We start from the raw sequence: 22,073 nt of genomic DNA, 5'->3' as shown, positions 1-22,073 counted from the left end.
ATAGGCGCAGCACACGAATCCCTTGCCCATTTCTCTAGGTCAATGCCGAAATCACTAATGGCAAGCCATCGTTAAGTACAGCAAAATCTTGAGGTGCACTTATCTGGCACGGTGCACTTCAAGAGAATATATGCGGAAATAAAATGAACAAGCTCCTTGTGATTATTGACGAAACTGGAGGTAGCCGTCCAACAGAGAAAGGCGGAGTGGGTTTTGGTGTCGGAGCGATTCTCTTACCTGAGGGAAAGCTGGGCTTGCTGGCGACCGCTGCTAAGGAGATAGGCTCTGTCGTCGGCAAAGCTGATTTCAAGTACAGGAATGTTCAGGAAAATCGAGAAGCAAGAACTCTATTCATAAAGTCCCTCTGCACAAACGAAGTCCAATGTTATGGATTCTTTTCATCTGAAACAGGAGTCGCTCAGGAAATTATGCGAACGACCGAGGCGGGAAAGCATTACACCACCCCAACAAGCGAGAAAAATACCGCATCCACCGAAGTCTTAATGGAACAGTTCCTAGGGTACGCCATCTTACCTATTGCTCGGCACGCGCAAGTTAATAATTACACCGCCGCACTATTTTGGGACCGAAGAAATGACCTGTCCTTTATTGAAAAGATATGCAGAAAACATATTGATATGTACAAAGAGTACGCTACTTTTGCAGGCGTAGACAAATCCATCTACTTTGGAGGGCAGGCAACACACCCACTATCCTCTATCGCAAGACTAGCTGGAGTATTGGCTGGGGACATTAAACAATACTTTACCATCCACGGCCAAAGCATTTGGAGAAGCCTCGACCAGGATGGATTGAAAGGCACTCGCGATCCTCATCTACTTAGAGATCCAATAGCTATTCCGTTTCGACGTGTTGCCACCATCAATGGATCACTTTCTAATGACGACCCCTACAAGCCGTCTACGAATAGCACCATGCTGCAAGGCTACTACGACTGTTTCCTCCGTCACGACGAGACAGGCTGTAGGCTTATTTCTTTCTGTGATCCCATGGGTCACATGGGGGTACTTGAAATAGAGCATGATCACCTTTGGCACATCACGCAACTCGCAGACTGAACACACAGAGCCAGAAAATGGGTCGGGAGTATTTTCTCGGGGGAATATCCATCGCTCCTATATCAACCATCTCACCTGAAGGCAGGTTAGATGGCCTCCCACTGCGCGTGCCCTCTCAATCTTCTACTGTATTTTCAAGGGTAGCCTGGTCGATCCTCGATTGCTCGCGTCCAACGAGGACCTCCTCACTTTCACCACATCTTTTTTAGGGGAGTGGCCAAGGTTGCCCTCGACTGCGCGCATCGGACAAGCACAGTTTTATCGTGCGCGTTCTGCGAGTAAAGAGCGCACCTGGCCGCTTCCCTCTCATCCGTCTGAGGGCGCGCGTTGCGCGAGCAAAGAAGATCATCAGCCTCCATCCCTTCCTAAATTTCTTGCCATCAGCTATCGTCCATCGGCCATTCGCTCTCAACACCGGCATAGACCAAACCTTCCTGCATCAGTACAATCTCCCGACCGTTTGTTCCGGCATCACTCAAAGGACTCACCCCATGGCAGAACCGCTCAAGAATCATTTCGGCGCCAATATTCCCCGCACCATTGCCGAGATGATCGTCGTGGTCTATCCCGCCTTTCCCAAGGCTCAGTTTCTTCGTACCGCTCTAAAGAGTTATGACTCGCTGGAGCTCATGCCCCGCGGGCGGCACATCGCACGGGCGTTGCGCCAACATCTTCCGGATGACTACGAAGAGGCCATCGAAATCCTCCTGGCCTCGCTCGGTCCCGACGTCCCGAAGCAAACAGGCAACGGAGGGATGGCCCCCTTCTTCTATATGCCGCACACCATGTTCGTACAGGAATATGGGCTCGACCATTTCGAACCCTCGATGCGGGCGCAGTATGAATTGACGCAGCGCTTTACCGCCGAGTTCAGCATCCGCCCCTTTCTGGAGCGTCATCGAGAGGCCACGTTGGCGCGACTGACCCAATGGGCGACCGATCCCAGTCCCGACGTGCGCCGACTGGTCTCGGAAGGGACGAGGCCGCGGTTGCCCTGGGCCCCGCGCTTGCGAGAGTTTCAGGCAGACCCGCAACCGGTGCTGGCCCTGCTCGACTTGCTGAAAGACGACCCGGACCTCTATGTGCGCCGATCGGTGGCGAATAATCTGAACGACATCGGGAAGGACCATCCGGCCTTGCTCGCAGAGACCGCCAAGAAGTGGATGCGGAACGCGACGGAGGAGCGGCGCTGGTTGATCCGCCATGCCTTACGCTCTGCCGTGAAGCGGGGTGAGCCAGGTGCGTTGCACGTGTTGGGTGCCGGACATGAAGCGAACGTGGTCCTGCGACAGAACTCCATCACGCCAAGCCTGGTGCGAGTGGGCCAGTCGGTGACTGTGGCAGTCGAACTCAAAAACGCCCAATCGACACCACAGCGAGTGATGGTCGATTTCAGAATTCATTTCGTGAAAGCCAACGGCTCAACGACACCGAAAGTGTTCAAGCTCAAGCTGGTCGAACTTGCCCCGCGCGCGAGCCTCTCACTCAAGAAGACTGTGTCCCTCAAGCCCATGACCACCCGCACACATTATCCGGGACAGCACCGGGTGGACCTCCTGCTCAACGGCCGCGCCACACCCCTCGGCACGTTCGAACTGCTCGCGCGGTGATCGGTCCCTGCGTCGTGCAGAGAAGGGTCTGGTCTGTCTGGTTCATCTGGTCTATCTGGTTTGTCTCGTCGGTGAACAAGAAAGACAAGACAGACCTCGCACCAGATAGACCGCCTCTCTACGCCCTATGCTCTTGCCTCTGTCGCTGCCATACTGATCTCCCTCGTCTGTTCGTTCGGAGTAGAATTCTGATGCAGAAAATCCCCTCACGCTGGAGACCTCGATGATCGTGACTCAGGAGATGAATAGCCGGAATCTGCGGCAGGCGCTCATCGTCGCCGGCCTGGTCGCCTGGGCTGCGGGCCTGGTGGTCTGGCTTGCCCCCCTGCTCTGGTTCCTGCTGGCACTGATTCCGTTCAGTTACTGGTGGGTGCGGCGGCGCTATCTCCGGCGGGTGACCGTGATGCAGCAACCCTTTCCTGACGAGTGGGAACAGATTCTCCGCACGCATGTCGTCTTCTTCGTGGCGTTGAACGATGCGAAGAAGACGCGATTCCGGCACCTGGTGCAGATTTTTCTCGACGAGATCCTGATTACGGGTATTCGCACGGAGGTGGATGAGACGACTCGGGTGCTGGTGGCGGCCAGTGCGGCGATTCCGATCTTCGGCTTCCACGACTGGGAATACCATCGACTGCGTGAGGTGCTGATCTACCCGGATGCCTTCGACGACGCCTACCAGAGCCATGGGGGGCCCGATGAGCACATTCTCGGGATGGTCGGGCTGCACCATTTAAGCGGGGTGATGATTCTCTCCAAACCGGCACTCCTGGCAGGATTCGCCAATCAGGATGACGCGAAAAATGTTGGAGTACACGAGTTTGCACATCTAGTCGAGCGAGGGGCGAACGAGTATGGGCTCCCGCCTGAGGTGCCCTGGATGGTGGTCCGGCAATGGGTGCGCTACGTGGCCCGGGAACTGGATCGTCCTTCGAAGCATCACGACCACGTCAGCGACTATGCCTATACCAACGAACACGAATACTTCGCCGTCCTGGCCGAGTATTTCTTCACCTCGCCGGAGCTGTTGAAACGCCGGGATCCCGCCCTGTATGCCATGCTGCGCGGTATGTTTCACCAGGACACGAGTACGCTGCTTTCGTTGGTGCCCCGGCGTCGTCAGGGAGTCCGCCGCAACGCGCCCTGCCCCTGCGGCAGCGGCAAAAAATACAAACATTGCTGCCGCGCAGGACAGGCGAAGCGCAGCTAGCTGGCGCATCTGATCTATCCCGTCTATCTGGTTAGTTTGGTTGGGGGGACTGAATATTCATCCCGAAAAACCAGACAGACCAGCCCATCCGCGTTGCGCGAGCAGGAGGACGGCCAGTCGACCCTTCTCCTCTTGCGGCTTCTTCGTCTGAGGTGACTCGATGTAGGCTCTGCCTTTAACCGTTGGGCCAAGCCACGGCAACAAGCTGTAGTAACGGAGTCGTTTGGGTGGCAACTGCAATAGACAGATAGCCCGCTGAGGACAGGAGGCCGAACGTCGAACCCTGCGCTATAGTTACAAGGTACCTGGAGAACCAGATCATGGAACTGAAGAGTCATGTCGCCGCCAAGATCCCGAGCCTCATGGTGAGCCTCTCATCAATCTGCGCCATATTTCTGGCACAACACTACTTTGAAGGACTGGAGCAACGCACGGACTTCGCCGTGGACCAAGTCAACGTGACTCGATTCGATACTGAGCACCAACAGCGCTATCGTTATTTCCGGGATCACCAGGTCGTTACGGAGAAGGCGTTCCACCAAGTGCTGACCGAATGGGAGCGAGAGCAACTCAGCCAACCACCTTTACATGAATCTCTTCAAACCGCCCATTACAAACATCGCGTGCCAAGGCTCTAACACCTCGCCTGACAACATCCCATGGCTCTGCACCGATCACGCATGGAATCAACGTTCGTCAGGTTGCCGAGTTCTAAGGGGATTCTATGCGGTTTGCAACAGTTTCATCTGATCGATGCGAACAGGATATGCTGTTATCAATGTTCCCACCCAGCTAGCTCGTTACCCCTCTCCCCTTTAATCGGGAAGCGTGATCACGAGCGAGACGGCTGGTGTGGTCTCCCACTGCGCATGTCCACTGACGGTGACGTGAGACGTGCAAGACTGGCGGGTCGAGCGAGACGCAGGGATGGTCTATCGCGTCTCTCTGGTTTGTTTGCTTGGGAGGACTGCACATTCATCCAGAAGAACTAGACAGACCAGAAAATCCAGCCAACCAGACAGACAAGCCTTGCGCGAGCACAGAAGATCATCAGCCTTTGATCGACGCGAGAACGCCGCTGACGGACTTCTTCAGGATCCTGTTAGATCCCCCACTTGATGATGCTCACCACGTTAGAGAAATCGTCAGACCAGGTCCCGACAGACGGGACCCTGTCCACTGGCGACCACCGGGGGTCCGTCGCGAGCGGCCCTAGCGCCTCAACTTCCCTCGCCATCACGACCAGATCGGCTCCGGACTTGAAGGGTACCCCGTTCGCGAAATCGAATTGCTTCAGCGCCACAAGCCCGAGCGCTTCCGCAAGATTGCCCAACACCGGCTCAAGAGCCAGGTACCGGTTCGAGATGTGCGTGACCAGGAGTCCACCAGGAGCCAGCTTTCGCAGATACATCTCCATGGCTTCGCGGGTGAGGAGATGAACCGGAATCGCATCGGAGGTAAAGGCGTCCATGATGATCATGTCATAGCCGGCATCCGGCGCGTCCTCCATCTTCAGCCGCGCGTCGCCGACCACCACGCGCAGGGCCACCCCTCGTGCCGTCGCATCGTCGTAATAGGTAAAGAGCTGGGGGTCTTGCGCGATCGTCACGACCGCGGGATCGATCTCGTAATAGGTTAAGGATTGTCCCTGCTCGCAGTAATTCGCCAAGGCCGCGATACCCAACCCTGTCACGGCGATATTCTTCTTGGCCTTCGACCCGCTGAAGGCCGCAAACACCTGCCCATAGGGACCGGTCGGATGAAAATAGCTTACGGACTCACGCCGGAACTCCGGTTCGACACGCTGGATTCCATGATTGGTCGTGCCATGCACCAACTGGCGCGTGTTGTTCTCCTTTGTATATTCGACCTTTAAGACACCGAAGAACGTGCGAGTTTGATACAGCACCGGGGCCCCGAACCAGGCGCTGACCGTATTCGCCATCACCAGGACCGCTGCGAGACTGAGCCCCAGGCGAACGGGCCTTCCTACCGCGGCATAGCAAAGCAAGAATGGCAGGCCTGTGCAGACCATCACCAACAGGAATGCCGGGTCCTTCAACGGGCGAATGAACCACATAAAGAGGCCGGTCACGAGCGCCACACCCAGCACCCAGGCCCAATCTCCCGCCTGTCCTTTCCCGACAGACCAACGGTACGGAGACCATCGGGCAGTCCAGAGCGGATCCTTCTCCAGTAAGGACGGCAGGATGAAACAGGCGAGCACCATGACGATCTCGTACTCATAAATGTCCGTGAAGACCACCGGGGCGATCAGCGCATTGAAGAGGCCGCCGAGCGCGCCACCGACAGACATGAGGAGATAAAACAACGTGAGCCGGTCCGTCGGCGGCCTGGTTCTCGCCAGCTCGCCATGACAGACCATGGCCACCACTCCCAATCCCGCGAGAGGAAGGAAGAGTTTCATCCAATAGGACAAGGCTGGTGCGTTGGGCATCATGTCAAAGGCCATGAGTAGCAGGACCAACGGGAGGACAAGCACCATGGCCCGGTGATTGGCCGCCGGCCATTTGGCAAACACAATGATGAAACTCAGCAGATAGAGCGAGAGTGGAACGACCCACAGCAACGGGATCGCCGCGACGTTGAGGGTGATATGGGTGGTCGCGCCGAGAAGCATGCTGGAAGGAATAAAGGCCAGCAGGACCCATCGCACGAGCAGGCCCGTCGATACAGGGGAGAGCGGAGCTATGGCCTGCTGGCCCATATCGGCCGCCGCCTCCGTTCCCCGGCTCTTGTGTGTAGATCTCACGAACCATGCGCAGACGAGGATGAGCAGAACCAGTGCGCCGTATCCGAAGCTCCAGAGCAGCGTCTGCGTCAGTTGATCGGCGCCTCTCAGAGGGAGCCACGGCTCGATCACAAATGGATAGCTGAGCAGTCCCAGCATACTGCCGGCATTACTCGCGGCATAGAGAAAGTACGGGTCCTTCGCTGACCGATGATCCGTCCAGGAAAACCATTTCTGCAGCAGGGGCGCCGTGGTGGACAGCACAAAAAACGGCAGACCAATGGCGACCGTCAGGAGCAGGAGCACCCAGAACACAGGATTCGTCTCATCCGGAGGAGTCCAGCCGGCAGGCAGGCCGATCGGCAACAGCAGCAACGGCAGGGCCAGCAAGGCAAGATGAATGACGAGCTGGCGTCGAGGGTCCACACGCGAGCTCAGGAGATGGACGTAACCATACCCGGCCAACAGGGTCGCCTGATAGAACAACATGCAGGTGTTCCACACAGCCGGGGTGCCCCCCAACATCGGGAGGATCATCTTCGCCATCATCGGCTGCACTAAGAACAGCAAGAAGGCGCTCAGAAAAACCGTCACCGACCACACGATTGCCATGTCATCTCCGTTTGATAATCAGAATAGCCGATCCGAATGAGGAACAATCAGGCAGCCTATTTCCAGTAGGTGCACGAGCGCTGGCAGGTCTCTATCCCGAACGCAGAAACACAAATCCGATTACTCGCGTCGAACGAGCACATTCCTATCGTGCGCGTTCCGCGAGCAGGAGGACGACCAGGCCGTGCTACCATCGTTACCGCCACCCGTCGCTTCCCGTCCCCCCTCCAAATCCCCCGAAGTTCCCCCCGAATCCCCCCTGCCCCGTCCCCCAATACTCGCCTTTCTGAATCCGACGATAGGGATGCCGGAGGTCCGGTCGGCTGATCCACCAGAAGAAAGAGATGGCTCCGATGCTGGTGAAGAGGGTGATCCAGAAACCGACACCTTTGAAATGGGTCTTCGAGAGCGTCCCGACCCTGATTTCCTGCGCCGGCGCGGCGAGCGAGACCACGGTGCGATAGAGCCCTTCGCCGAACTGGCCCCGGTCGATGAACGGCTGCAGATGCTCATGTCCGACTTGATTCATCACCGTGGGGGTAATCACCGGCAACATCTGCCGGCCCAGCGTGATCGCGACTTGTCGGTCCTCCACCGATACCAGCACCATGACGCCATGCTCTTGTTGCGCGGACCCAATGCCCCACTTGGCATAGATCGCCGTCGCATATTCATTGACCGTCCCGAAGGGTTTGATGTTCGGGACCGTCACCACGACCATTTCCACGCCGGTCTTCCGCTCCAGATCCTGACAGACAGACCGGATACGTTCTTTCCATTCCGCATTGACCACCTGTCCATGGTCGCTCACATAACCTCGCGGCTCCGGCAATTGGATCTTGGGCCGATCGTAGGGCACCGCCTGAGCGATCCCCGCAACGAGGACGAGACAACAGACCATTGCGATGTTGAGGATCTTCGTCATCGTGGCCCCGGCTGCGGCAGTTGTTCAACCGCACGCGTGAGTTGCGTCATGGTCTGCAAATACCGGTCGAACAGGCGAGGCACTTCGCTCGGGCCGGGAGAAATCTGCCCGCGCTTGAGCAGCAGCGCATCGAGCAGTCCCTGCAGGTCCAGCGTCAATTGCTCGGCCACGTCGTTGATCACGGCCTCAGATCGGGAGAGCGCCGGCCGCCCGAGGAGCCGCAGTACTCCGCGCAGCAAGGGCACTGTCGCCGTAATCGAGAGCGGCAGCAAAATCGTGGTGGCATCGTCGGTCCCGCCCCCTTCGACATAGCGTTGGCGCAGCCGGAACAGATTGCTCGTCATGCCCTGGACGACGGCCTCTCGCAGCCGGTCGCTCTTCACATGAAAACCGATGAAGGGATCGCGCCCGCCCAATACGCGATGGTGCTCCTGGATTTCCAAAAATTCGAGCGGGAAGACCGCGGCCGACAGATGCAGCTCCTCTTCCGTGAGAAAGAGGGGAACCACGATCTGTTCCTTGCTCCATTGACGGTGCACGGCGCTGTACTTTCTGAGGACGGCGCTGTCGTACGACGACACGAGGAGCAGGATATTGAGATTGGAGCGTCCCGGAAGGAACTCACCTCTCACGGCGCTGCCGTAGAGCAACATGCCTTCCAACTGCTCCCCGAAGACACCCTTGACCTCGTTCACATAGGTCTGCAGCTTCTGCTGTGTTTCGTTCGACAGGCCTTCGATTACACGTTCAGTCATGCCCTATTCCTCATGAAGACTTCGGATGTGGAGCCGTTTCATTCGCGCGAAAATCCGGGAGAAACCCCGCAGCGATCACGCGGTCGATCAGGTCGAAGGGCGCGGTCGCTCGCAACCCCGCCGTGGTCGAGAGGACCTGATACCGCAGCCGTGCATTCCGATCCAAGGTCTGAAAGACGCGATCGCGCAGGAAAGCCACGACCGGATTGCCCGTATTCCAATAGAACACTTGTTGATCGGCCAACTGCTGCAACATCGTCACATGCGGCCGTCTAACTCGTTCAAACTCTTTCAGCCGGTCGGCCGAATAATCCTTATCAGCTAAACAGCCCGGCAAGAGATCGGACAGCGCCATTGCATCGACCATCGCCTGCATACGCCCCTGCGAGGCATGGGGATTCATGGCATGGGCGGCATCACCGATCAACAGGGCGCCATCCGCCACCCAGGTCGGCGTCCGCACCCGCCCGGTCGGCATATAGGCGGTCTGGTTCCAATCGCGTAAACCACGGAACAGCCCGGAGAACTGTGGCGCGATCTGACTCCAGGCCTGCTGCAGCGCGGGAATACCCCGCTGCTTCACGGCCTCTATCGAGCCGCTCGGGATCATGTAGAACAGATAGACTTTATTTCCCGTCGCAGGAAACAAACCCAAAATGGTCTTGTGCCCGACATAGTAAAACGATTCGGAGATGGGCTCCTCCGATTCGAGAATCGCAATCAGATAGCCATCGGGATAGCGATGCAGATCGACGGGAATCTGCAGAGCCTCGCGCACTTTCGAAAAGGCCCCGTCGGCGCCGACGACAATCTTAGCGCGGACCGTGCTCGTCCCTTCCGGTCCTTGCGTGGTCAATCCCACCACCTTGTTTCCCTCGCGCAACAGTCCGGCGAAAGAGGTCCCATAACGAAGAATCGCGCTCTGCTGCTGCTGCACCGCTGCGACGATGGCATGGTGGGCCACATTCGGCAAGGTCACGATGGCGCGATTGTACGGTTCTGGCAGGTCATTGTAGTCGATGCTACAGAGGCGCTTGCCTCCGGCCCGGCAGAAATGAAAGTGTCGCACGGATCTGGTCGCATCGGTCGGCAACGATTGCAAGACGCCCAGGCGATCGAGCACATGCTGTCCGTTCGGTTGGAGAATTTCTCCCCGCAATCCCTGGGGTGGACCGGCAGCCTGATCCAGCACGACCGTGCTGATCCCCTGCTTCGCCAGCGCCAACGCGAGGACGGCTCCACCGCCCCCGGCTCCTACCACCGCCACATCAGCCTGCTCAATCATATCTACCATCGTCTCAGTGTGCGTCCCAGGCCCGGTACCTCGCGTGATCGTTCCACATCGCCAGGAATTTCTCCCTGGCTTTTACGGAGATCGCGTGATCGGTGATGATGTCGAGCCGCTCATCGTTATACCGGTTGCCGCTGGTCGTATGGTTCATCGAACCGGAGGCGTTCGCCTCATCGTCAATCACGGCCTGCTTCAGATGCATCAACCCGTCATGTTCGTTGACCAGAATAGGAATGCCGGCCAGATGCAAGGTATGCAGCGCCGCGCGCTGCTTGACGTCCTCGGTGCGCTGCCGGTCGGTGATCAATCGCACATCGACGCCCCGCTTCTTGGCCGCGATCATCGCCTCCACCGCGCGAGGGGTGGTTAACCCATAGACCGCCACGTAGAGATAACGTTTAGCCTGTCCGTAGAGCGCCGCCAGGCGATCGAGTGGCGCATCTTCCGGTGCATAGTAGACCTCCACCGTGGCCGCCCAGCCGGTCCCACGCGGAACCGTGAGCAGCAGGGCGACGAGAGCGAGCGACCGGATGATGGAGTGGGCAAGGACTGCGCTCATAGATGGCACATGGCAGATCCGGTGAATTATTCGAGCTCGAACAACATTTTGAAATGTTCGTCCGTGGCCTCCCAGGCCTCGGGCGCCGTGGTGGCGAGCCATTGTTGCAGAAACTGCTTTTGGCCCGGCGTGAGCAACTGTTTGATCTGGTGTGTGCGGCCTTGGAGAGGCTGGAGAAATCCGACCCGCTTCTGAAAATCCAACGTGGCCGTGCGAACATACATGTTCGTAAAGATCGTTGGTTTCTCGTCTTCCCCTTCGCCTTGAATCCATACGGATAAAAACTTCTCTAACTGGAGTCCGGCGCTATCCATGGCGGGGTCGGTATCGTGAAACAGCTCGTTTTCGGATTCTTTGAGCGGAATGGCCTCAGCGGACCTGAACATGAAATTGCGTTTCCACATGCAATCACGCCTCCAAAAGATGGCATAGTGGCGGCGGATCACGAACAAAGTCAAGCCACGAACCGGCCCATTTCGTTGCCTTGACAACGGCAAAGTCCGTTTGATAACGTGTTGGAATTGTTTAATCTCTGGGCCATATTAGGAGTCTTCATGCAGGTCAAAATCAATGGCAAGCCAGAAGAGATTTCAGGAGGAACGGTCCTCGATCTTCTCCAGGCCAAAAAAATCGAACCGCAAATGGTTGCAGTCGAAGTCAACGACACCGTGCTAGACCGGAATCTTCTCGCCACCACCAGCCTGAACGAGGGCGACCGGGTCGAGTTCTTATTCTATATGGGAGGTGGCCGGTGACGATGCCTCTGTACAAGGATATTACCGAACTCATCGGGCGGACTCCCCTTGTCCGTCTGAACCGGCTTTCGCCGACCGGCGGAGCGACGATCTACGGAAAGGTCGAGTTCTTTAATCCTGGCGGAAGCATCAAGGACCGGATCTGTCTCAACATGATCAACGAGGCAGAACGCCTGGGTCATTTAAAGCCGGGCGGCACGATTGTCGAGCCCACGAGTGGGAACACCGGAATCGGGCTGGCATTGGTCGCCGCGGTCCGTGGCTATAAGCTGATTCTCGTCATGCCGGAGAGCATGAGCATGGAGCGGGCCAGTCTCTTGTCCTCCTACGGCGCACAGCTCGTCTTGACGCCGGCCTGGGAAGGGATGAAGGGCTCGATCCGCGAGGCGGAGAGCATCATCGCGCAAAATCCGTCGTACTATATGCCGGATCAGTTTTCCAATCCGGCAAATCCGGCGATGCATAAGAAGACCACTGCGATCGAGATTCTGGATGCGCTCGACGGAAAGATCGATGCCTTCGTCGCGGCGGTTGGCACTGGCGGCACGATTACCGGATGCGGCGAATTGTTCAAGGAACGGAATCGCGACGTGAAAGTGATCGCCGTGGAACCGGCCGGCTCGCCGGTCTTGTCCGGCGGAGAACCGGGGCCGCATAAGATTCAGGGTATCGGCGCAGGGTTCGTCCCGAAAGTATTGAACCGGGCCATCATCGATCGGGTGATGACCGTGACCGACGACGAAGCCTATCAAACGGCCAAGCAGCTATCGAAGAAGGAAGGTCTCCTGGTCGGTATCTCCGCGGGAGCCAATGTGTTCGCTGCACAGAAAATCGCACAGGAACTGGGACCGGGCAAGAACGTGGTCACGATCCTCTGCGATACGGGCGAGCGGTATATCAGCATCGAAAAGTATTTCAACATTTGAGAGCCCTTTCATGAACTAAGCGAGGAGGGATGCTCAAAATGGCCGTCCAGCAAGGCCGCAGGCGAGAAGAAACCGGAGACGTACCCTCAGGGGCACGTTGAGGATTTCTTCGAACCGAGAACGAAGTTGGAGGCCTTTTTCAGCATCCCGGCAAACATGGAATTTACTGAAGATCAAATATCACGCTACAGCCGGCATATTCTTTTACCGGAAGTCGGTGGCAAGGGGCAGAAGAAGATCGCCAAGTCCAAGATTCTCCTGGTCGGCGCGGGAGGGCTTGGGTCGCCTGCTGCCCTCTATTTGGCCGCGGCCGGAGTCGGCACGATCGGGCTCATCGATAGCGACGTGGTGGATCTGACCAACCTGCAACGTCAGATTCTCCATCACACGTCGGATGTGGGTCGCCCCAAAGTGCTCTCGGGCAAAGAGAAGATCCAGGGATTGAACCCGGACGTCCAGGTCTCGATGTACGAAGAGCGGCTCACCGCGGGAAATGCGTTGAAGATCATCAACGAGTACGATGTCGTGATCGACGGGGTCGACAACTTTACCGCCAAGTTTCTGATCAACGACGCCTGCTTCTTTGCCGAAAAACCGTTGATCCATGGCGGCATCCTCCGCTTCGATGGTCGGGTGACGACCATTGTACCGAAGCAGTCAGCCTGTTATCGTTGCGTGTTCAAGACGCCGCCGCCGGTCGGGCTGGTCGCCTCCTGCCAGGAAGCGGGCGTGATCGGCGTATTAGCCGGCATCATCGGCACGATCCAGGCGACGGAAGCGTTGAAACTGGTCTTAGGCATCGGGCAGCCGTTGACGAACCGATTCCTGGACTTCGATGCACGCAAGACCCAGTTCCGAGAGATTAAGATCAAGCGAAATCCCGATTGCGCGCTCTGTGGTGCGCACCCGACGATTACCGAATTGTTCGACGACGGCGATCCTTTTGCAGGCTGTGCCGTCCGGCCGTAACCATTGACGCAGCGAGGTGGAGTCACCATGACCAAAATGAAAGCGCTAGTCTGCCGCGAGTGCGGAAAAGAATATCCGACCAAAGCGATCCACGTCTGCGAGATGTGCTTCGGTCCCCTCGAAGTGAAGTACAACTACGAGGAGATCAAGAAGAACATTTCCCGCAAGAAGATCCAGGACGGACCGCAGAGTATCTGGCGTTACGCCGATTTGCTGCCGGTGGAAGGGCCCACCTTCCTCGGCCCGCATGCCGGGATGACCCCGCTGGTGCGCGCCAAGAACCTGGGCGCCTACCTCGGATTGGACGAGCTCTATATTAAGAACGATACGGTGAATCACCCGACGCTCTCGTTCAAAGATCGCGTGGTGGCCGTGGCCATCACCAGAGCCCGCGAACTGGGATTTGAAACTATCGCCTGTGCCTCGACCGGCAACCTGGCGAACTCCGTCGCCGCCCATGCGGCTGCCGCCGGCATGCGCGCCTACGTGTTCATCCCGGCCGATTTGGAAGCCGCGAAAGTCCTTGGTAATTTGATTTATAAACCGAACGTGGTCGAAGTCGAAGGTAATTACGACGACGTCAATCGGCTCTGCAGCGAAATTGCCGGCGAATATGCCTGGGCCTTTGTAAATATCAACGTGCGCCCCTACTATGCAGAAGGCTCGAAGACCCTCGCCTATGAAACCGTGGAACAACTCGGCTGGCGCACGCCGGACCAAGTGGTCATCCCGATGGCCTCAGGCTCGCTCCTGACCAAGATCTGGAAGGGCCTCCATGAAATGAAAACCTTGGGGCTCGTCGACGACGTGCGCACCAGAATCAACGGCGCGCAAGCCGAAGGCTGTTCCCCTATTTCGACGGCGTTCAAGGCCGGACGGGATTTCTTCAAACCGGTGAAACCGAAGACCATCGCCAAGTCCCTGGCTATCGGCAACCCCGCCGACGGGTACTACGCGCTCAAGGCGACGGCCGAGAGCAAGGGCTCCATGGACATGGTGTCGGACGACGAAGTAGTGGAAGGGATTAAACTGCTGGCGCAGACGGAAGGCATCTTCGCAGAAACGGCCGGCGGCGTGACGATCGGTGTGCTCCAGAAGCTGGTGAAACAAGGCACGATCAAGAAGGGCGACGTGACAGTCGCCTATATCACCGGCAACGGCTTGAAGACCCAGGAGGCGGTGATCGATGCGGTCGGCAAGCCTCACCGCATTCAGCCGAGTCTCGCGAGCTTCGAGAAAACCTTTAAGATGGGAAAGAACGGTGGTGGTGACGCATGATTAAAGTTCGCATTCCAACTCCGCTCCGCCCCCTCACGAAGGGACAAGGCGAGGTCGAGGCACAGGCCACGAGTATCACGGAGATGATTGACACCTTGAATACCGCACATCCAGGGATCAAGGATCGTCTCTGCGACGACACGGGTGAACTTCGCCGTTTCGTGAACATTTACGTCAACGAGGAAGACATCCGATTCCTCAAGGGCAAAGAGACCTCGCTCAAAGATGGCGACGAAGTCTCGATTGTGCCCGCCATTGCGGGAGGCTCATCATGCCAAGCATGAAAGTGCATGTACGGTTTCCGGAAGATAAAATCAAAGAGCCCGTCATCTATCAGATCGGCCACGAGTTCAAGGTCGTCACCAACGTTCGACGAGCGGACGTCCGTGAAACCACCGGCTGGATGGATCTCGAGCTGACCGGAGAGAACGCAGAAATCGAACGGGCGATCGCAGGCCTTCGCAAGAAGGGCGTCATCGTCGACCCGATCGAATTGGATGTCGTGGAGGGGTAAGAGGCCCGAGGCAATAGGCTATCTCACACCTCTCGCCACAAGCCTTTTATTTTACGCCGGACACACGTTATGGAACTCACAGAACAACAGATTCAGCGATACAGCCGTCAAATTATTCTCAGCGAAGTCGGCGGCAAGGGCCAGATGAAGTTGAGCAAGGCGAAGGTCTTGCTCATCGGCGCCGGCGGACTCGGTTCGCCTGCAGGACTCTATCTTGCTGCCGCCGGTATCGGCACCATCGGTCTGGTCGATGGTGATGTCGTTGATCTCTCGAATTTGCAGCGGCAAATCATGCATTCCACTGCGACGGTTGGCATGCCGAAAGTGGAGTCTGGCCGTAAGACCCTGTCGGCGATCAACCCTGAAATCACGATTAAGACCTATCACCAGAACGTCGACAGCGACAATATTCTGGCGCTGGTGTCCGAGTATGACATCGTGCTGGACGGATCCGATAACTTTTCGACCAGATTTCTCGTGAACGACGCCTGCTTCTTTGCCAAGAAGACGCTGATCTCCGCCAGCATGTTTCGGTTCGAAGGCCAGCTGACGACGATCAAGCCCCATGCCGGCTACCCCTGCTATCGCTGTCTCTATCCGGAGCCACCGCCGGCTGGATTGGTCCCAAACTGCCAAGAGGCCGGTGTCTTGGGAGTCCTCGCCGGGACGATGGGTATTCTTCAAGCATCGGAAGCGATCAAAGAGATTCTTGGCATCGGGGAAACCATGGCCGATCGCCTCATGATCTACGATGCCCTCGAAATGAAGTTCAGGAAGGTCCGCCGCCCCAAGGACCCGGCCTGCCCGCTCTGCGGCGAGAATCCGAAGATCAAAGATCTGAGCATGGACTACGTCGTCAGCTGCACCATATAAATATCGTGGCTGATCTCGTCATTCCTCAAACAATCCTCGACGACATGGTAGCCCATGCCAGGGAACTCGATCCCTACGAATGTTGTGGTCTGCTGGCAGGAACCAACGGCGCCGTTACCCATATCTATCGGATCAAAAATATTGTGGCGAGCGAGGGAGCTGAAAAACTGTCTTCCTTCGACCCGGCAAAGGCGGCACATCTGGAACGACTCTCACCGGCCGAACGAGCCGAAATTGCCTTCGTGATGGATATGCAGGATTTTTCCACGGCAAAGAAGGATATCCGAAACAAAGGGCTCGACCTACAAGTGGTCTACCACTCTCACCCTCACGACCCAGCGCGCCCCTCCATCACCGACATCAAGATTGCCACCGACTACGAAGAAATCTGGCCGAAGATCAATCTGCCAATCCCCGCCTATCTGATTCTCTCCCTCATGGAGAAGTCGAAGCCAGATATACGCGGGTACTGGATCAAGGGCGGGACCGTCTCAACGGCGCACATCACGACCGCTTCCTAACTCTACTAGCCTATCTGGATAAAACAGACCAACAGCACCGTACAGGCCCAAAGAATTTCCAGTTTGTATCCCATCTGCTCCAATGCGATAATGCGCTTCTCATTATCCTCATACGAAGGAGTGCTCGTCATGCCCCATCTGCGTACGACTCTTCTCTCCGGATTGTTCAGTCTCGTCCTCCTCAGTCTCAGCGCGACTCCTGGCTTTGCCGAGGACAAGAGTTTCTATAGCCCCATCATCAATGTCAACTTTGAAGAACACAAGATTTTGATCTCCACACTCGGGGCCGTCTTCTGGATCGATGTTCCCGATGCCGCCAAGCCACACCTCGATAAACTGCCGATCTCGGGTCTCGCAGATTTCATGCTGGACATGAGAGGGAATGGGCAACCACCCCTGCTGAAGACGTGGAAAATAAAATCTGGAGAATCGAGCTGCAAGTACTTCGATGGAACGACCTGTAAGTAGTTTCTTTATGCGTACCGTATCGTTCGTCTATCGCAATAAGCCGCGATGCTGCGCAAGAAACCAGGGGTGATCTAATGCGATCACTCTGAGCTACTTCAGAAAATCTCGAGCTGGCACTTTCAAGCATTTACAATCTCCCCGTGTATTTCCCCTCCACTCCTTCAGCCAAGCACTCTTATGAATTTCCTCAAGCGATTTGTTCTGAAACCACAGGAAGAGGCTTGTGGGTCAAATAATATGTCAATTACTGGTCATCGTCGCCGAGCCGAGGACTTGGAGCTGTGCATCGTCTGACGTCGCCGTCGTAATCGTGAACAACATTTTCCTTGCCGCGTTTGGGAGAGACCACTCGTACGAAACGGTATGCGTCGGGCCATTGGCCGGAGTGTGGGCACGCTCGTCTCTCACGAGCCGTGAAACCATCGGAGCGGGCGAATGACCGACTAACGCCACAAATAACCGCTCAGCTTTCGAGGCATCGGCTCTCCGCGCATATACGGCACAAATATTCTTGTTGCTGGGAAGAGCAAGGACGAAGGTTCCAGTGTTATCAGCAATCGGCCAGGCATCACCCTGATTTCCCGCCAAGAAGTGCATCGATTGCTCCGGAGTGAGTTTTGGCATGTCTCTCAACTTCCCCCGAAGACTATCCAGGTTCGTGATGTGCTGTAGACAGAGCGACGCGTAGATCTTTGCGAACGCGTCAGCCGGATCTTCAGCATCACCAGCGAAGGAGGCATTGAATGCCACAAGGACCATGACCAGAGACAGGATAAACGTACGCATTGGTGCTCCTGATGAAGTCTCACTATTGAGTATGCGGACCTGCAGCATAGGCTTGGATACACTGACAATTGCGGCACGCTCGGCCTATTCTCAGGCGAACCACCATCTCCGTCAATGCTACCCAGGTACCACCGTCACAACATGATTCCGTTTTTGCTATCGGAAGACCGGCTCGAAATCACAAGGCATTACGACGTCATCAGTCTCCAGCCAGTAGGTGACTAGCGCTATGAGGATATTCAAAACTCCCATTCAGCAAGGACGCAGCCGATGGAAGCACCGAGGCGTAGCCTCGCGGCTACGTTGAGGATAAATGCGAGGCGAGAATGAAGCGGGCGTGATGTTTCAACAGCCTCATTCGGAGCTGCCGAGCATATCGTCGATCAATGGCCGGTTAATATCGGTACAGCCCATACAAATCGTATCGAACAGCGCCTCGTGGTCGGCAATAAAATTCCTGGCGTCTGGTAACTTCTCTTCCGTGACCTGGTCGTAGCACGTCTCGCAGAGCATCATCAGCCCGCGAGAGACGGATACGGTTTTTCGTCCTGCGCTTCCAGCCATGCTGTTCTACACCGACCCTTTCTGCCTCGCGAGCCAAAAGTCTTCGGCTTCGAGATCGATTTCGCACACCGGACATTCGTACACGGATTCACCGGCCGGCAATTGAATTTCCGTCTTAATAATTTGTCCACGGCAGACATGATAGAAACGCCCGCGCGCATCTTCGTCATCCAGAGGATCGCTTTCGTAAATCAGCACCATCGGTCAATTCTCCCTCAAGTAAGGCTCAGTATACTGGTGGACACAATCCATCCGCAACGGCCTGGCAGGATGCTCAAAAAGCACGCCAGCAAGGCCGCAGCCGATGAACGCACCGGAGGCGTAGCCTCTGGGCTACGTTGAGGATGCGTTCGAGGGGAGAACGAAGCAGGAGGGCTTTTTCAGCATCCTACCCTAGACCTGGAACTGGGCGTCATAGAGCCGCGTATACACGCCTCCCCGCCCGATCAACGTCTCATGTGTGCCATCTTCGACGACGCGACCGTGATCGACAACAATGATCCTGTCCACTCCGTGAATCGTAGAGAGGCGGTGGGCGATGATGATCGTCGTCCGCCCCTTCGTGAGATCGTCCAGCGCCTCGCGAATCTTAACCTCGGTCTCCGTATCGATGTTGGAGGTCGCCTCATCGAACATGACGATCGGGGGGTCCTTGAGGATCACACGGGCGATCGACACACGTTGTCGCTGCCCAACTGACAGCTTGACGCCTCGCTCTCCGATCCAGGTATCGTAGCCTTCAGGAAGCGCCATGATAAAGTCATGGGCGCGAGCGACTTTCGCCGCCGCCTCAACCTCTTCCTGCCTTGCCGAAAGATCTCCATACAGTATGTTCTCTCTCACGGTACCGTTGAACAGGAACGGCTCTTGCTGAACTAGCCCGATCTGACTGCGAAGAAACGCGAGGGGCAGATCGCGGATATCGTACCCATCGATGGTGATGGCACCCTCTGTCACATCGTAAAACCGCATCAAGAGTTTGAGCGTCGTGCTCTTGCCCGCGCCGCTCGGACCGACCAGCGCCACCCGCTCTCCCGCACGGACGGATACGGTCACGTCATGCAAAATCGGCGAATCGGGTCGGTAATGAAACCCAACGCGATCAAAGGCGACATCCCCTCGGACACGAGGGACCGGGATTTGCGCATCTGGCCGATCCCGGACATCCGGCACGAGGTCGAGGACTTCGAATACCCGTTCGCTCGCCGCCAGAGCATGTTGCAGCATATGGTTCACCGAGTGGATCTGATTGATGGGCACATAGAAGAGCGCCAGATAGGAGGTGAACATCACCAGCTCGCCCACGGACAGCCGATGCTCTAGAACCTCTGCTGTGCCGAACCAGAGCACCAGCGCCCCGCCAAGACTCCCGATCAGCATCATGCCCGGGGAGTAGAAGGACCAGAGATACATGGCCTTTAATGTATCTTGCCGACAGCGATCGCTCTTCCGATTGAATCGCTCCTGCTCGTACGGCTGACGATTGAACCCCATCGTCTCCCGGATACCGGCCAACACGTCCTGCAGGAGGGCGTTTAATTCGGCGGCTCCCTTTCGAATGACGCGATAATGCCCATGGACACGTTTGGTAAACAGGGCCGCACCCACGATCAAGAGAGGAATCGGCACAAGCGCCAACAAGGCCAGCTTCCAGTTGAGCATGAACAGCACGATCATGATCCCGATCAGCGTCAGCCCTGCCGTAATGATCTCTTCGAGACCGTCGACGAAGATACGCTGCATATGCTCGGTATCGTTCAAGACCCGTGACATGATCTCGCCCGTCGGACGATTTTCGTAGAAGCTGATCGAGAGTCGTTGCAGGGCGGAAAACACCTGGACGTGCAGGTCATGAACGACTTGCTGCTCCAGTCCGTTATTCATCCTGATGCGCATCGACCCGCAGAAATTCCTGAACACATACGCGGCGCAGAGCGCGAGAAACACCCATCCCAGCAGCTGGACTTTACCAGCCTGAATCACGTCGTCGATGATCACTTTTATGAGCCACGGCGGTACCAGCTCGAAGGCGGTGGCTAACCCGGCAAACACAAAGGTGCCGACCACCATGGCACGATGTGGACTGAGGTACTGGAGCACACGAAGGAGGGTTTTCACAGGGAGGGTCTATTCACGGCTAGTTAAATGACCGGGGTCGAATCTTTCTGCCAATAACGACTGAACTCGTCGAGTTGCGTGAGCGTCGACATATCGGTCATCCGGTCTACGAACAGTTTGCCGATCAGATGATCCATCTCGTGCTGGATACAGACCGCATAGAGACCGGTCGCTTCGATATCGATAGATTTGCCGTCACGATCCAGCGCCTGCACTCGCACCACAGCCGGGCGCGTCACCTTCCCGCGCAAACCGTCGACACTCAGACAGCCTTCCCAATTTTCCTCCTGCTGAGGGCCGTAGAACACGATCTTGGGATTGATGAGCACGGTATTGGGAAAACTGTCCTCCCCGTCACCCTCACAACCCAGCACCACCAGTTGGATCGAGCGAGATACTTGGGGCGAGGCCAACCCGATGCCAGGCTCATCCAACATGGTTTCAAACAAATCGTCGATGAAACGCTGCAGCTCTTTCGTGCGAATATCGCGAGGGTCGACCTTCGCCGCGATCTGACGGAGGATAGGATTACCGAGCTTTGCAATCGGAAGAATAGCCATGGAACGAACCTATCATCCTTCTAGCACGTCATGAGAGGAGCGCACGGTCTTCGAAAATATAACACAGGGTTTTTCAGCCCCGCAAGGCAGGGCATGCGAGACAGGCGCGTGGCGCCTGTCTCGCCTTTCTCGCGATTCGCTTGCTACGGTCGATTACGCCCCGACCTCTTCGGGTCCGGCATTTCGAACGTATCTTTTTGCCCGTTCCACCATTCCAACCACTCGACTGTCCATTCTTGACGATCTTGCTTGGACGATATCTCCCAATCGTGAAATTCGCTTTCATGCCTGGTCAAAATCCAGAGCGACTGCACCGCCGAAAGGGCCACGAAACGTTCCTCATCGCCGATCATCCCGATGAGAATAGGGACGACGGCTTTCTCCCTGACATAGCGGGACTCAAAGGCGGCGACCTTCCGGATCGACGAATTCTGATCCTTCGCCATCACCTCGATTGCCTCCACGGCCTTCGCCGCGTCCAATCGCACCGCCACCCGCAGCGCATGTTCACGTACCCGCGGGATCTCATTCGGCTCCTTGGCAGCTGCAACGAGGGCTGGAACCGCCGAGACCGCCTTCAACATCGAAATTGTTTCAATCACATTGTACCGAATCCGCGGGCCCGGCATGGTCAAGCCCTTCACCAGGACCGGCACGGCAGGCTCGCCGAGGTGCACGAATTCTCCCATCGCCCAAAACTCTTGCTTCCCCTCAAGCAATGGCAGCAGCGCTTCCGCCCGCTGCACTTCTTCAGGCGTCAAGGGTTTCGTATTCTGTGGAACGGACTCAGCCAGAACGTCCTGCCCCTTTGGAGGCGCCTCGTAAGGGATCTGCACTCGAATGATGGCCCATCCTGTTCCTACAGGGTCAGCCCACAAGGTCTGGGGCGCTCCCAGTAACACCGCCAACACAAAGACTCCCCAGGAATACAGATGTCGTTTCTGCACA

General features: G+C 56.7%; 26 protein-coding genes. 13 read left to right on the top strand and 13 right to left on the bottom strand.

Going from position 1 to position 22,073, the window contains the following annotated elements; genetic code table 11:
• The first annotated feature begins 143 nt into the window (after positions 1 to 143).
• From Q8N00_17620 to Q8N00_17605, 4 genes are all read left to right on the top strand, one after another.
• Positions 144 to 1,079 carry a hypothetical protein gene (locus Q8N00_17620; GenBank protein MDP2384604.1) on the top strand — a complete coding sequence of 312 codons (936 nt, stop codon included), beginning with the start codon at positions 144 to 146 and terminating at the stop codon, positions 1,077 to 1,079.
• A gap of 491 nt (positions 1,080 to 1,570) precedes the next feature.
• A complete protein-coding gene (locus Q8N00_17615; GenBank protein ID MDP2384603.1) occupies positions 1,571 to 2,689 on the top strand; it encodes a DNA alkylation repair protein in 1,119 nt (372 codons plus the stop codon).
• 223 nt (positions 2,690 to 2,912) lie between these two features.
• Positions 2,913 to 3,899, top strand: coding sequence for a zinc-dependent peptidase (locus Q8N00_17610; GenBank protein ID MDP2384602.1), 987 nt, complete (start codon positions 2,913 to 2,915; stop codon positions 3,897 to 3,899).
• 320 nt (positions 3,900 to 4,219) lie between these two features.
• Positions 4,220 to 4,537: a hypothetical protein gene (locus Q8N00_17605; protein MDP2384601.1), complete on the top strand. Its 318-nt coding sequence runs from the start codon at positions 4,220 to 4,222 to the stop codon at positions 4,535 to 4,537.
• Positions 4,538 to 5,001: 464 nt separating this feature from the next.
• Here Q8N00_17605 and Q8N00_17600 read toward each other — a convergent pair whose 3' ends face one another.
• The 6 genes from Q8N00_17600 to Q8N00_17575 form a co-directional block, all read right to left on the bottom strand.
• On the bottom strand, positions 5,002 to 7,263 hold the full coding sequence (locus Q8N00_17600; GenBank protein MDP2384600.1) for a fused MFS/spermidine synthase: 2,262 nt from the start codon (positions 7,261 to 7,263) through the stop codon (positions 5,002 to 5,004).
• Positions 7,264 to 7,459: 196 nt separating this feature from the next.
• On the bottom strand, positions 7,460 to 8,188 hold the full coding sequence (locus Q8N00_17595; protein ID MDP2384599.1) for a TPM domain-containing protein: 729 nt from the start codon (positions 8,186 to 8,188) through the stop codon (positions 7,460 to 7,462).
• Positions 8,185 to 8,943: a hypothetical protein gene (locus tag Q8N00_17590; protein MDP2384598.1), complete on the bottom strand. Its 759-nt coding sequence runs from the start codon at positions 8,941 to 8,943 to the stop codon at positions 8,185 to 8,187. The genes Q8N00_17595 and Q8N00_17590 overlap by 4 nt, the downstream gene beginning before the upstream one ends.
• Positions 8,944 to 8,953: 10 nt before the next feature.
• Positions 8,954 to 10,237 carry an FAD-dependent monooxygenase gene (locus tag Q8N00_17585; GenBank protein ID MDP2384597.1) on the bottom strand — a complete coding sequence of 428 codons (1,284 nt, stop codon included), beginning with the start codon at positions 10,235 to 10,237 and terminating at the stop codon, positions 8,954 to 8,956.
• Between the two features lie 4 nt (positions 10,238 to 10,241).
• Positions 10,242 to 10,793 (bottom strand): phospholipase D-like domain-containing protein, encoded by a 552-nt coding sequence (locus tag Q8N00_17580; GenBank protein ID MDP2384596.1) that lies wholly within the window; start codon positions 10,791 to 10,793, stop codon positions 10,242 to 10,244.
• 26 nt (positions 10,794 to 10,819) lie between these two features.
• Positions 10,820 to 11,197, bottom strand: coding sequence for a hypothetical protein (locus tag Q8N00_17575; GenBank protein MDP2384595.1), 378 nt, complete (start codon positions 11,195 to 11,197; stop codon positions 10,820 to 10,822).
• A 150-nt stretch (positions 11,198 to 11,347) separates the two neighbouring features.
• On the opposite strand from Q8N00_17575, the gene thiS reads away from it, so the two are divergent.
• The 8 genes from thiS to Q8N00_17535 all read left to right on the top strand — a co-directional run bounded on the left by thiS (position 11,348) and on the right by Q8N00_17535 (position 16,629).
• A complete protein-coding gene (thiS, locus tag Q8N00_17570) occupies positions 11,348 to 11,548 on the top strand; it encodes a sulfur carrier protein ThiS (GenBank protein MDP2384594.1) in 201 nt (66 codons plus the stop codon).
• A 2-nt stretch (positions 11,549 to 11,550) separates the two neighbouring features.
• Entirely contained in the window at positions 11,551 to 12,474 is a 924-nt protein-coding gene (gene cysK, locus Q8N00_17565; GenBank protein MDP2384593.1) for a cysteine synthase A, read from the top strand.
• Between the two features lie 156 nt (positions 12,475 to 12,630).
• A complete protein-coding gene (gene moeB, locus Q8N00_17560) occupies positions 12,631 to 13,443 on the top strand; it encodes a molybdopterin-synthase adenylyltransferase MoeB (protein MDP2384592.1) in 813 nt (270 codons plus the stop codon).
• 27 nt (positions 13,444 to 13,470) lie between these two features.
• Positions 13,471 to 14,721 carry a threonine synthase gene (gene thrC / locus Q8N00_17555; GenBank protein ID MDP2384591.1) on the top strand — a complete coding sequence of 417 codons (1,251 nt, stop codon included), beginning with the start codon at positions 13,471 to 13,473 and terminating at the stop codon, positions 14,719 to 14,721.
• Positions 14,718 to 15,005, top strand: coding sequence for a MoaD/ThiS family protein (locus Q8N00_17550; protein ID MDP2384590.1), 288 nt, complete (start codon positions 14,718 to 14,720; stop codon positions 15,003 to 15,005). The genes thrC and Q8N00_17550 overlap by 4 nt, the downstream gene beginning before the upstream one ends.
• Positions 14,993 to 15,235, top strand: a complete 243-nt coding sequence (locus tag Q8N00_17545) for an NIL domain-containing protein (GenBank protein MDP2384589.1) — start codon at positions 14,993 to 14,995, stop codon at positions 15,233 to 15,235. Before Q8N00_17550 ends, Q8N00_17545 begins: the two co-directional genes overlap by 13 nt.
• A gap of 69 nt (positions 15,236 to 15,304) precedes the next feature.
• Positions 15,305 to 16,108, top strand: a complete 804-nt coding sequence (moeB, locus tag Q8N00_17540) for a molybdopterin-synthase adenylyltransferase MoeB (GenBank protein MDP2384588.1) — start codon at positions 15,305 to 15,307, stop codon at positions 16,106 to 16,108.
• A gap of 5 nt (positions 16,109 to 16,113) precedes the next feature.
• Positions 16,114 to 16,629 carry a M67 family metallopeptidase gene (locus Q8N00_17535; protein ID MDP2384587.1) on the top strand — a complete coding sequence of 172 codons (516 nt, stop codon included), beginning with the start codon at positions 16,114 to 16,116 and terminating at the stop codon, positions 16,627 to 16,629.
• Between the two features lie 5 nt (positions 16,630 to 16,634).
• Here the strand turns inward: Q8N00_17535 and Q8N00_17530 are convergent, their stop codons facing one another.
• On the bottom strand, positions 16,635 to 16,760 hold the full coding sequence (locus Q8N00_17530; protein MDP2384586.1) for a hypothetical protein: 126 nt from the start codon (positions 16,758 to 16,760) through the stop codon (positions 16,635 to 16,637).
• Here Q8N00_17530 and Q8N00_17525 point away from each other — a divergent pair.
• The gene (locus tag Q8N00_17525) at positions 16,759 to 17,097 is read left to right on the top strand and encodes a hypothetical protein (protein MDP2384585.1); all 339 of its coding nucleotides are present in this window, start codon (positions 16,759 to 16,761) and stop codon (positions 17,095 to 17,097) included. The genes Q8N00_17530 and Q8N00_17525 overlap by 2 nt on opposite strands.
• A 240-nt stretch (positions 17,098 to 17,337) precedes the next feature.
• On the opposite strand, the gene Q8N00_17520 is transcribed toward Q8N00_17525, so the two are convergent.
• The 6 genes from Q8N00_17520 to Q8N00_17495 all read right to left on the bottom strand — a co-directional run bounded on the left by Q8N00_17520 (position 17,338) and on the right by Q8N00_17495 (position 22,072).
• The gene (locus Q8N00_17520; protein MDP2384584.1) at positions 17,338 to 17,883 is read right to left on the bottom strand and encodes a hypothetical protein; all 546 of its coding nucleotides are present in this window, start codon (positions 17,881 to 17,883) and stop codon (positions 17,338 to 17,340) included.
• Between the two features lie 354 nt (positions 17,884 to 18,237).
• Positions 18,238 to 18,447: a hypothetical protein gene (locus tag Q8N00_17515; protein MDP2384583.1), complete on the bottom strand. Its 210-nt coding sequence runs from the start codon at positions 18,445 to 18,447 to the stop codon at positions 18,238 to 18,240.
• Positions 18,448 to 18,453: 6 nt separating this feature from the next.
• Positions 18,454 to 18,648 (bottom strand): hypothetical protein, encoded by a 195-nt coding sequence (locus tag Q8N00_17510; GenBank protein ID MDP2384582.1) that lies wholly within the window; start codon positions 18,646 to 18,648, stop codon positions 18,454 to 18,456.
• Positions 18,649 to 18,840: 192 nt separating this feature from the next.
• On the bottom strand, positions 18,841 to 20,565 hold the full coding sequence (locus tag Q8N00_17505) for an ABC transporter ATP-binding protein (GenBank protein MDP2384581.1): 1,725 nt from the start codon (positions 20,563 to 20,565) through the stop codon (positions 18,841 to 18,843).
• Positions 20,566 to 20,588: 23 nt separating this feature from the next.
• The gene (gene def / locus Q8N00_17500) at positions 20,589 to 21,125 is read right to left on the bottom strand and encodes a peptide deformylase (GenBank protein MDP2384580.1); all 537 of its coding nucleotides are present in this window, start codon (positions 21,123 to 21,125) and stop codon (positions 20,589 to 20,591) included.
• Between the two features lie 143 nt (positions 21,126 to 21,268).
• A complete protein-coding gene (locus Q8N00_17495) occupies positions 21,269 to 22,072 on the bottom strand; it encodes a HEAT repeat domain-containing protein (GenBank protein ID MDP2384579.1) in 804 nt (267 codons plus the stop codon).
• Position 22,073: the final 1 nt, after the last annotated feature.

The sequence above is a fragment of the Nitrospirota bacterium genome (assembly GCA_030684575.1).
In the GTDB taxonomy this organism is placed as follows: Bacteria; Nitrospirota; Nitrospiria; order Nitrospirales; family Nitrospiraceae; genus Palsa-1315.
This window is presented reverse-complemented; position numbering and strand designations above follow the sequence as displayed.

Coding starts and splice junctions, on each gene's coding strand:
- Q8N00_17620 (MDP2384604.1), top strand. CDS start 144: ATGAACAAGCTCCTTGTGATTATTGACGAAACTGGAGGTAGCCGTCCA.
- Q8N00_17615 (MDP2384603.1), top strand. CDS start 1,571: ATGGCAGAACCGCTCAAGAATCATTTCGGCGCCAATATTCCCCGCACC.
- Q8N00_17610 (MDP2384602.1), top strand. CDS start 2,913: ATGATCGTGACTCAGGAGATGAATAGCCGGAATCTGCGGCAGGCGCTC.
- Q8N00_17605 (MDP2384601.1), top strand. CDS start 4,220: ATGGAACTGAAGAGTCATGTCGCCGCCAAGATCCCGAGCCTCATGGTG.
- Q8N00_17600 (MDP2384600.1), bottom strand. CDS start 7,263: ATGGCAATCGTGTGGTCGGTGACGGTTTTTCTGAGCGCCTTCTTGCTG.
- Q8N00_17595 (MDP2384599.1), bottom strand. CDS start 8,188: ATGACGAAGATCCTCAACATCGCAATGGTCTGTTGTCTCGTCCTCGTT.
- Q8N00_17590 (MDP2384598.1), bottom strand. CDS start 8,943: ATGACTGAACGTGTAATCGAAGGCCTGTCGAACGAAACACAGCAGAAG.
- Q8N00_17585 (MDP2384597.1), bottom strand. CDS start 10,237: ATGGTAGATATGATTGAGCAGGCTGATGTGGCGGTGGTAGGAGCCGGG.
- Q8N00_17580 (MDP2384596.1), bottom strand. CDS start 10,793: ATGAGCGCAGTCCTTGCCCACTCCATCATCCGGTCGCTCGCTCTCGTC.
- Q8N00_17575 (MDP2384595.1), bottom strand. CDS start 11,197: ATGTGGAAACGCAATTTCATGTTCAGGTCCGCTGAGGCCATTCCGCTC.
- thiS (MDP2384594.1), top strand. CDS start 11,348: ATGCAGGTCAAAATCAATGGCAAGCCAGAAGAGATTTCAGGAGGAACG.
- cysK (MDP2384593.1), top strand. CDS start 11,551: ATGCCTCTGTACAAGGATATTACCGAACTCATCGGGCGGACTCCCCTT.
- moeB (MDP2384592.1), top strand. CDS start 12,631: ATGGAATTTACTGAAGATCAAATATCACGCTACAGCCGGCATATTCTT.
- thrC (MDP2384591.1), top strand. CDS start 13,471: ATGACCAAAATGAAAGCGCTAGTCTGCCGCGAGTGCGGAAAAGAATAT.
- Q8N00_17550 (MDP2384590.1), top strand. CDS start 14,718: ATGATTAAAGTTCGCATTCCAACTCCGCTCCGCCCCCTCACGAAGGGA.
- Q8N00_17545 (MDP2384589.1), top strand. CDS start 14,993: ATGCCAAGCATGAAAGTGCATGTACGGTTTCCGGAAGATAAAATCAAA.
- moeB (MDP2384588.1), top strand. CDS start 15,305: ATGGAACTCACAGAACAACAGATTCAGCGATACAGCCGTCAAATTATT.
- Q8N00_17525 (MDP2384585.1), top strand. CDS start 16,759: ATGCCCCATCTGCGTACGACTCTTCTCTCCGGATTGTTCAGTCTCGTC.
- Q8N00_17530 (MDP2384586.1), bottom strand. CDS start 16,760: ATGACGAGCACTCCTTCGTATGAGGATAATGAGAAGCGCATTATCGCA.
- Q8N00_17520 (MDP2384584.1), bottom strand. CDS start 17,883: ATGCGTACGTTTATCCTGTCTCTGGTCATGGTCCTTGTGGCATTCAAT.
- Q8N00_17515 (MDP2384583.1), bottom strand. CDS start 18,447: ATGGCTGGAAGCGCAGGACGAAAAACCGTATCCGTCTCTCGCGGGCTG.
- Q8N00_17510 (MDP2384582.1), bottom strand. CDS start 18,648: ATGGTGCTGATTTACGAAAGCGATCCTCTGGATGACGAAGATGCGCGC.
- def (MDP2384580.1), bottom strand. CDS start 21,125: ATGGCTATTCTTCCGATTGCAAAGCTCGGTAATCCTATCCTCCGTCAG.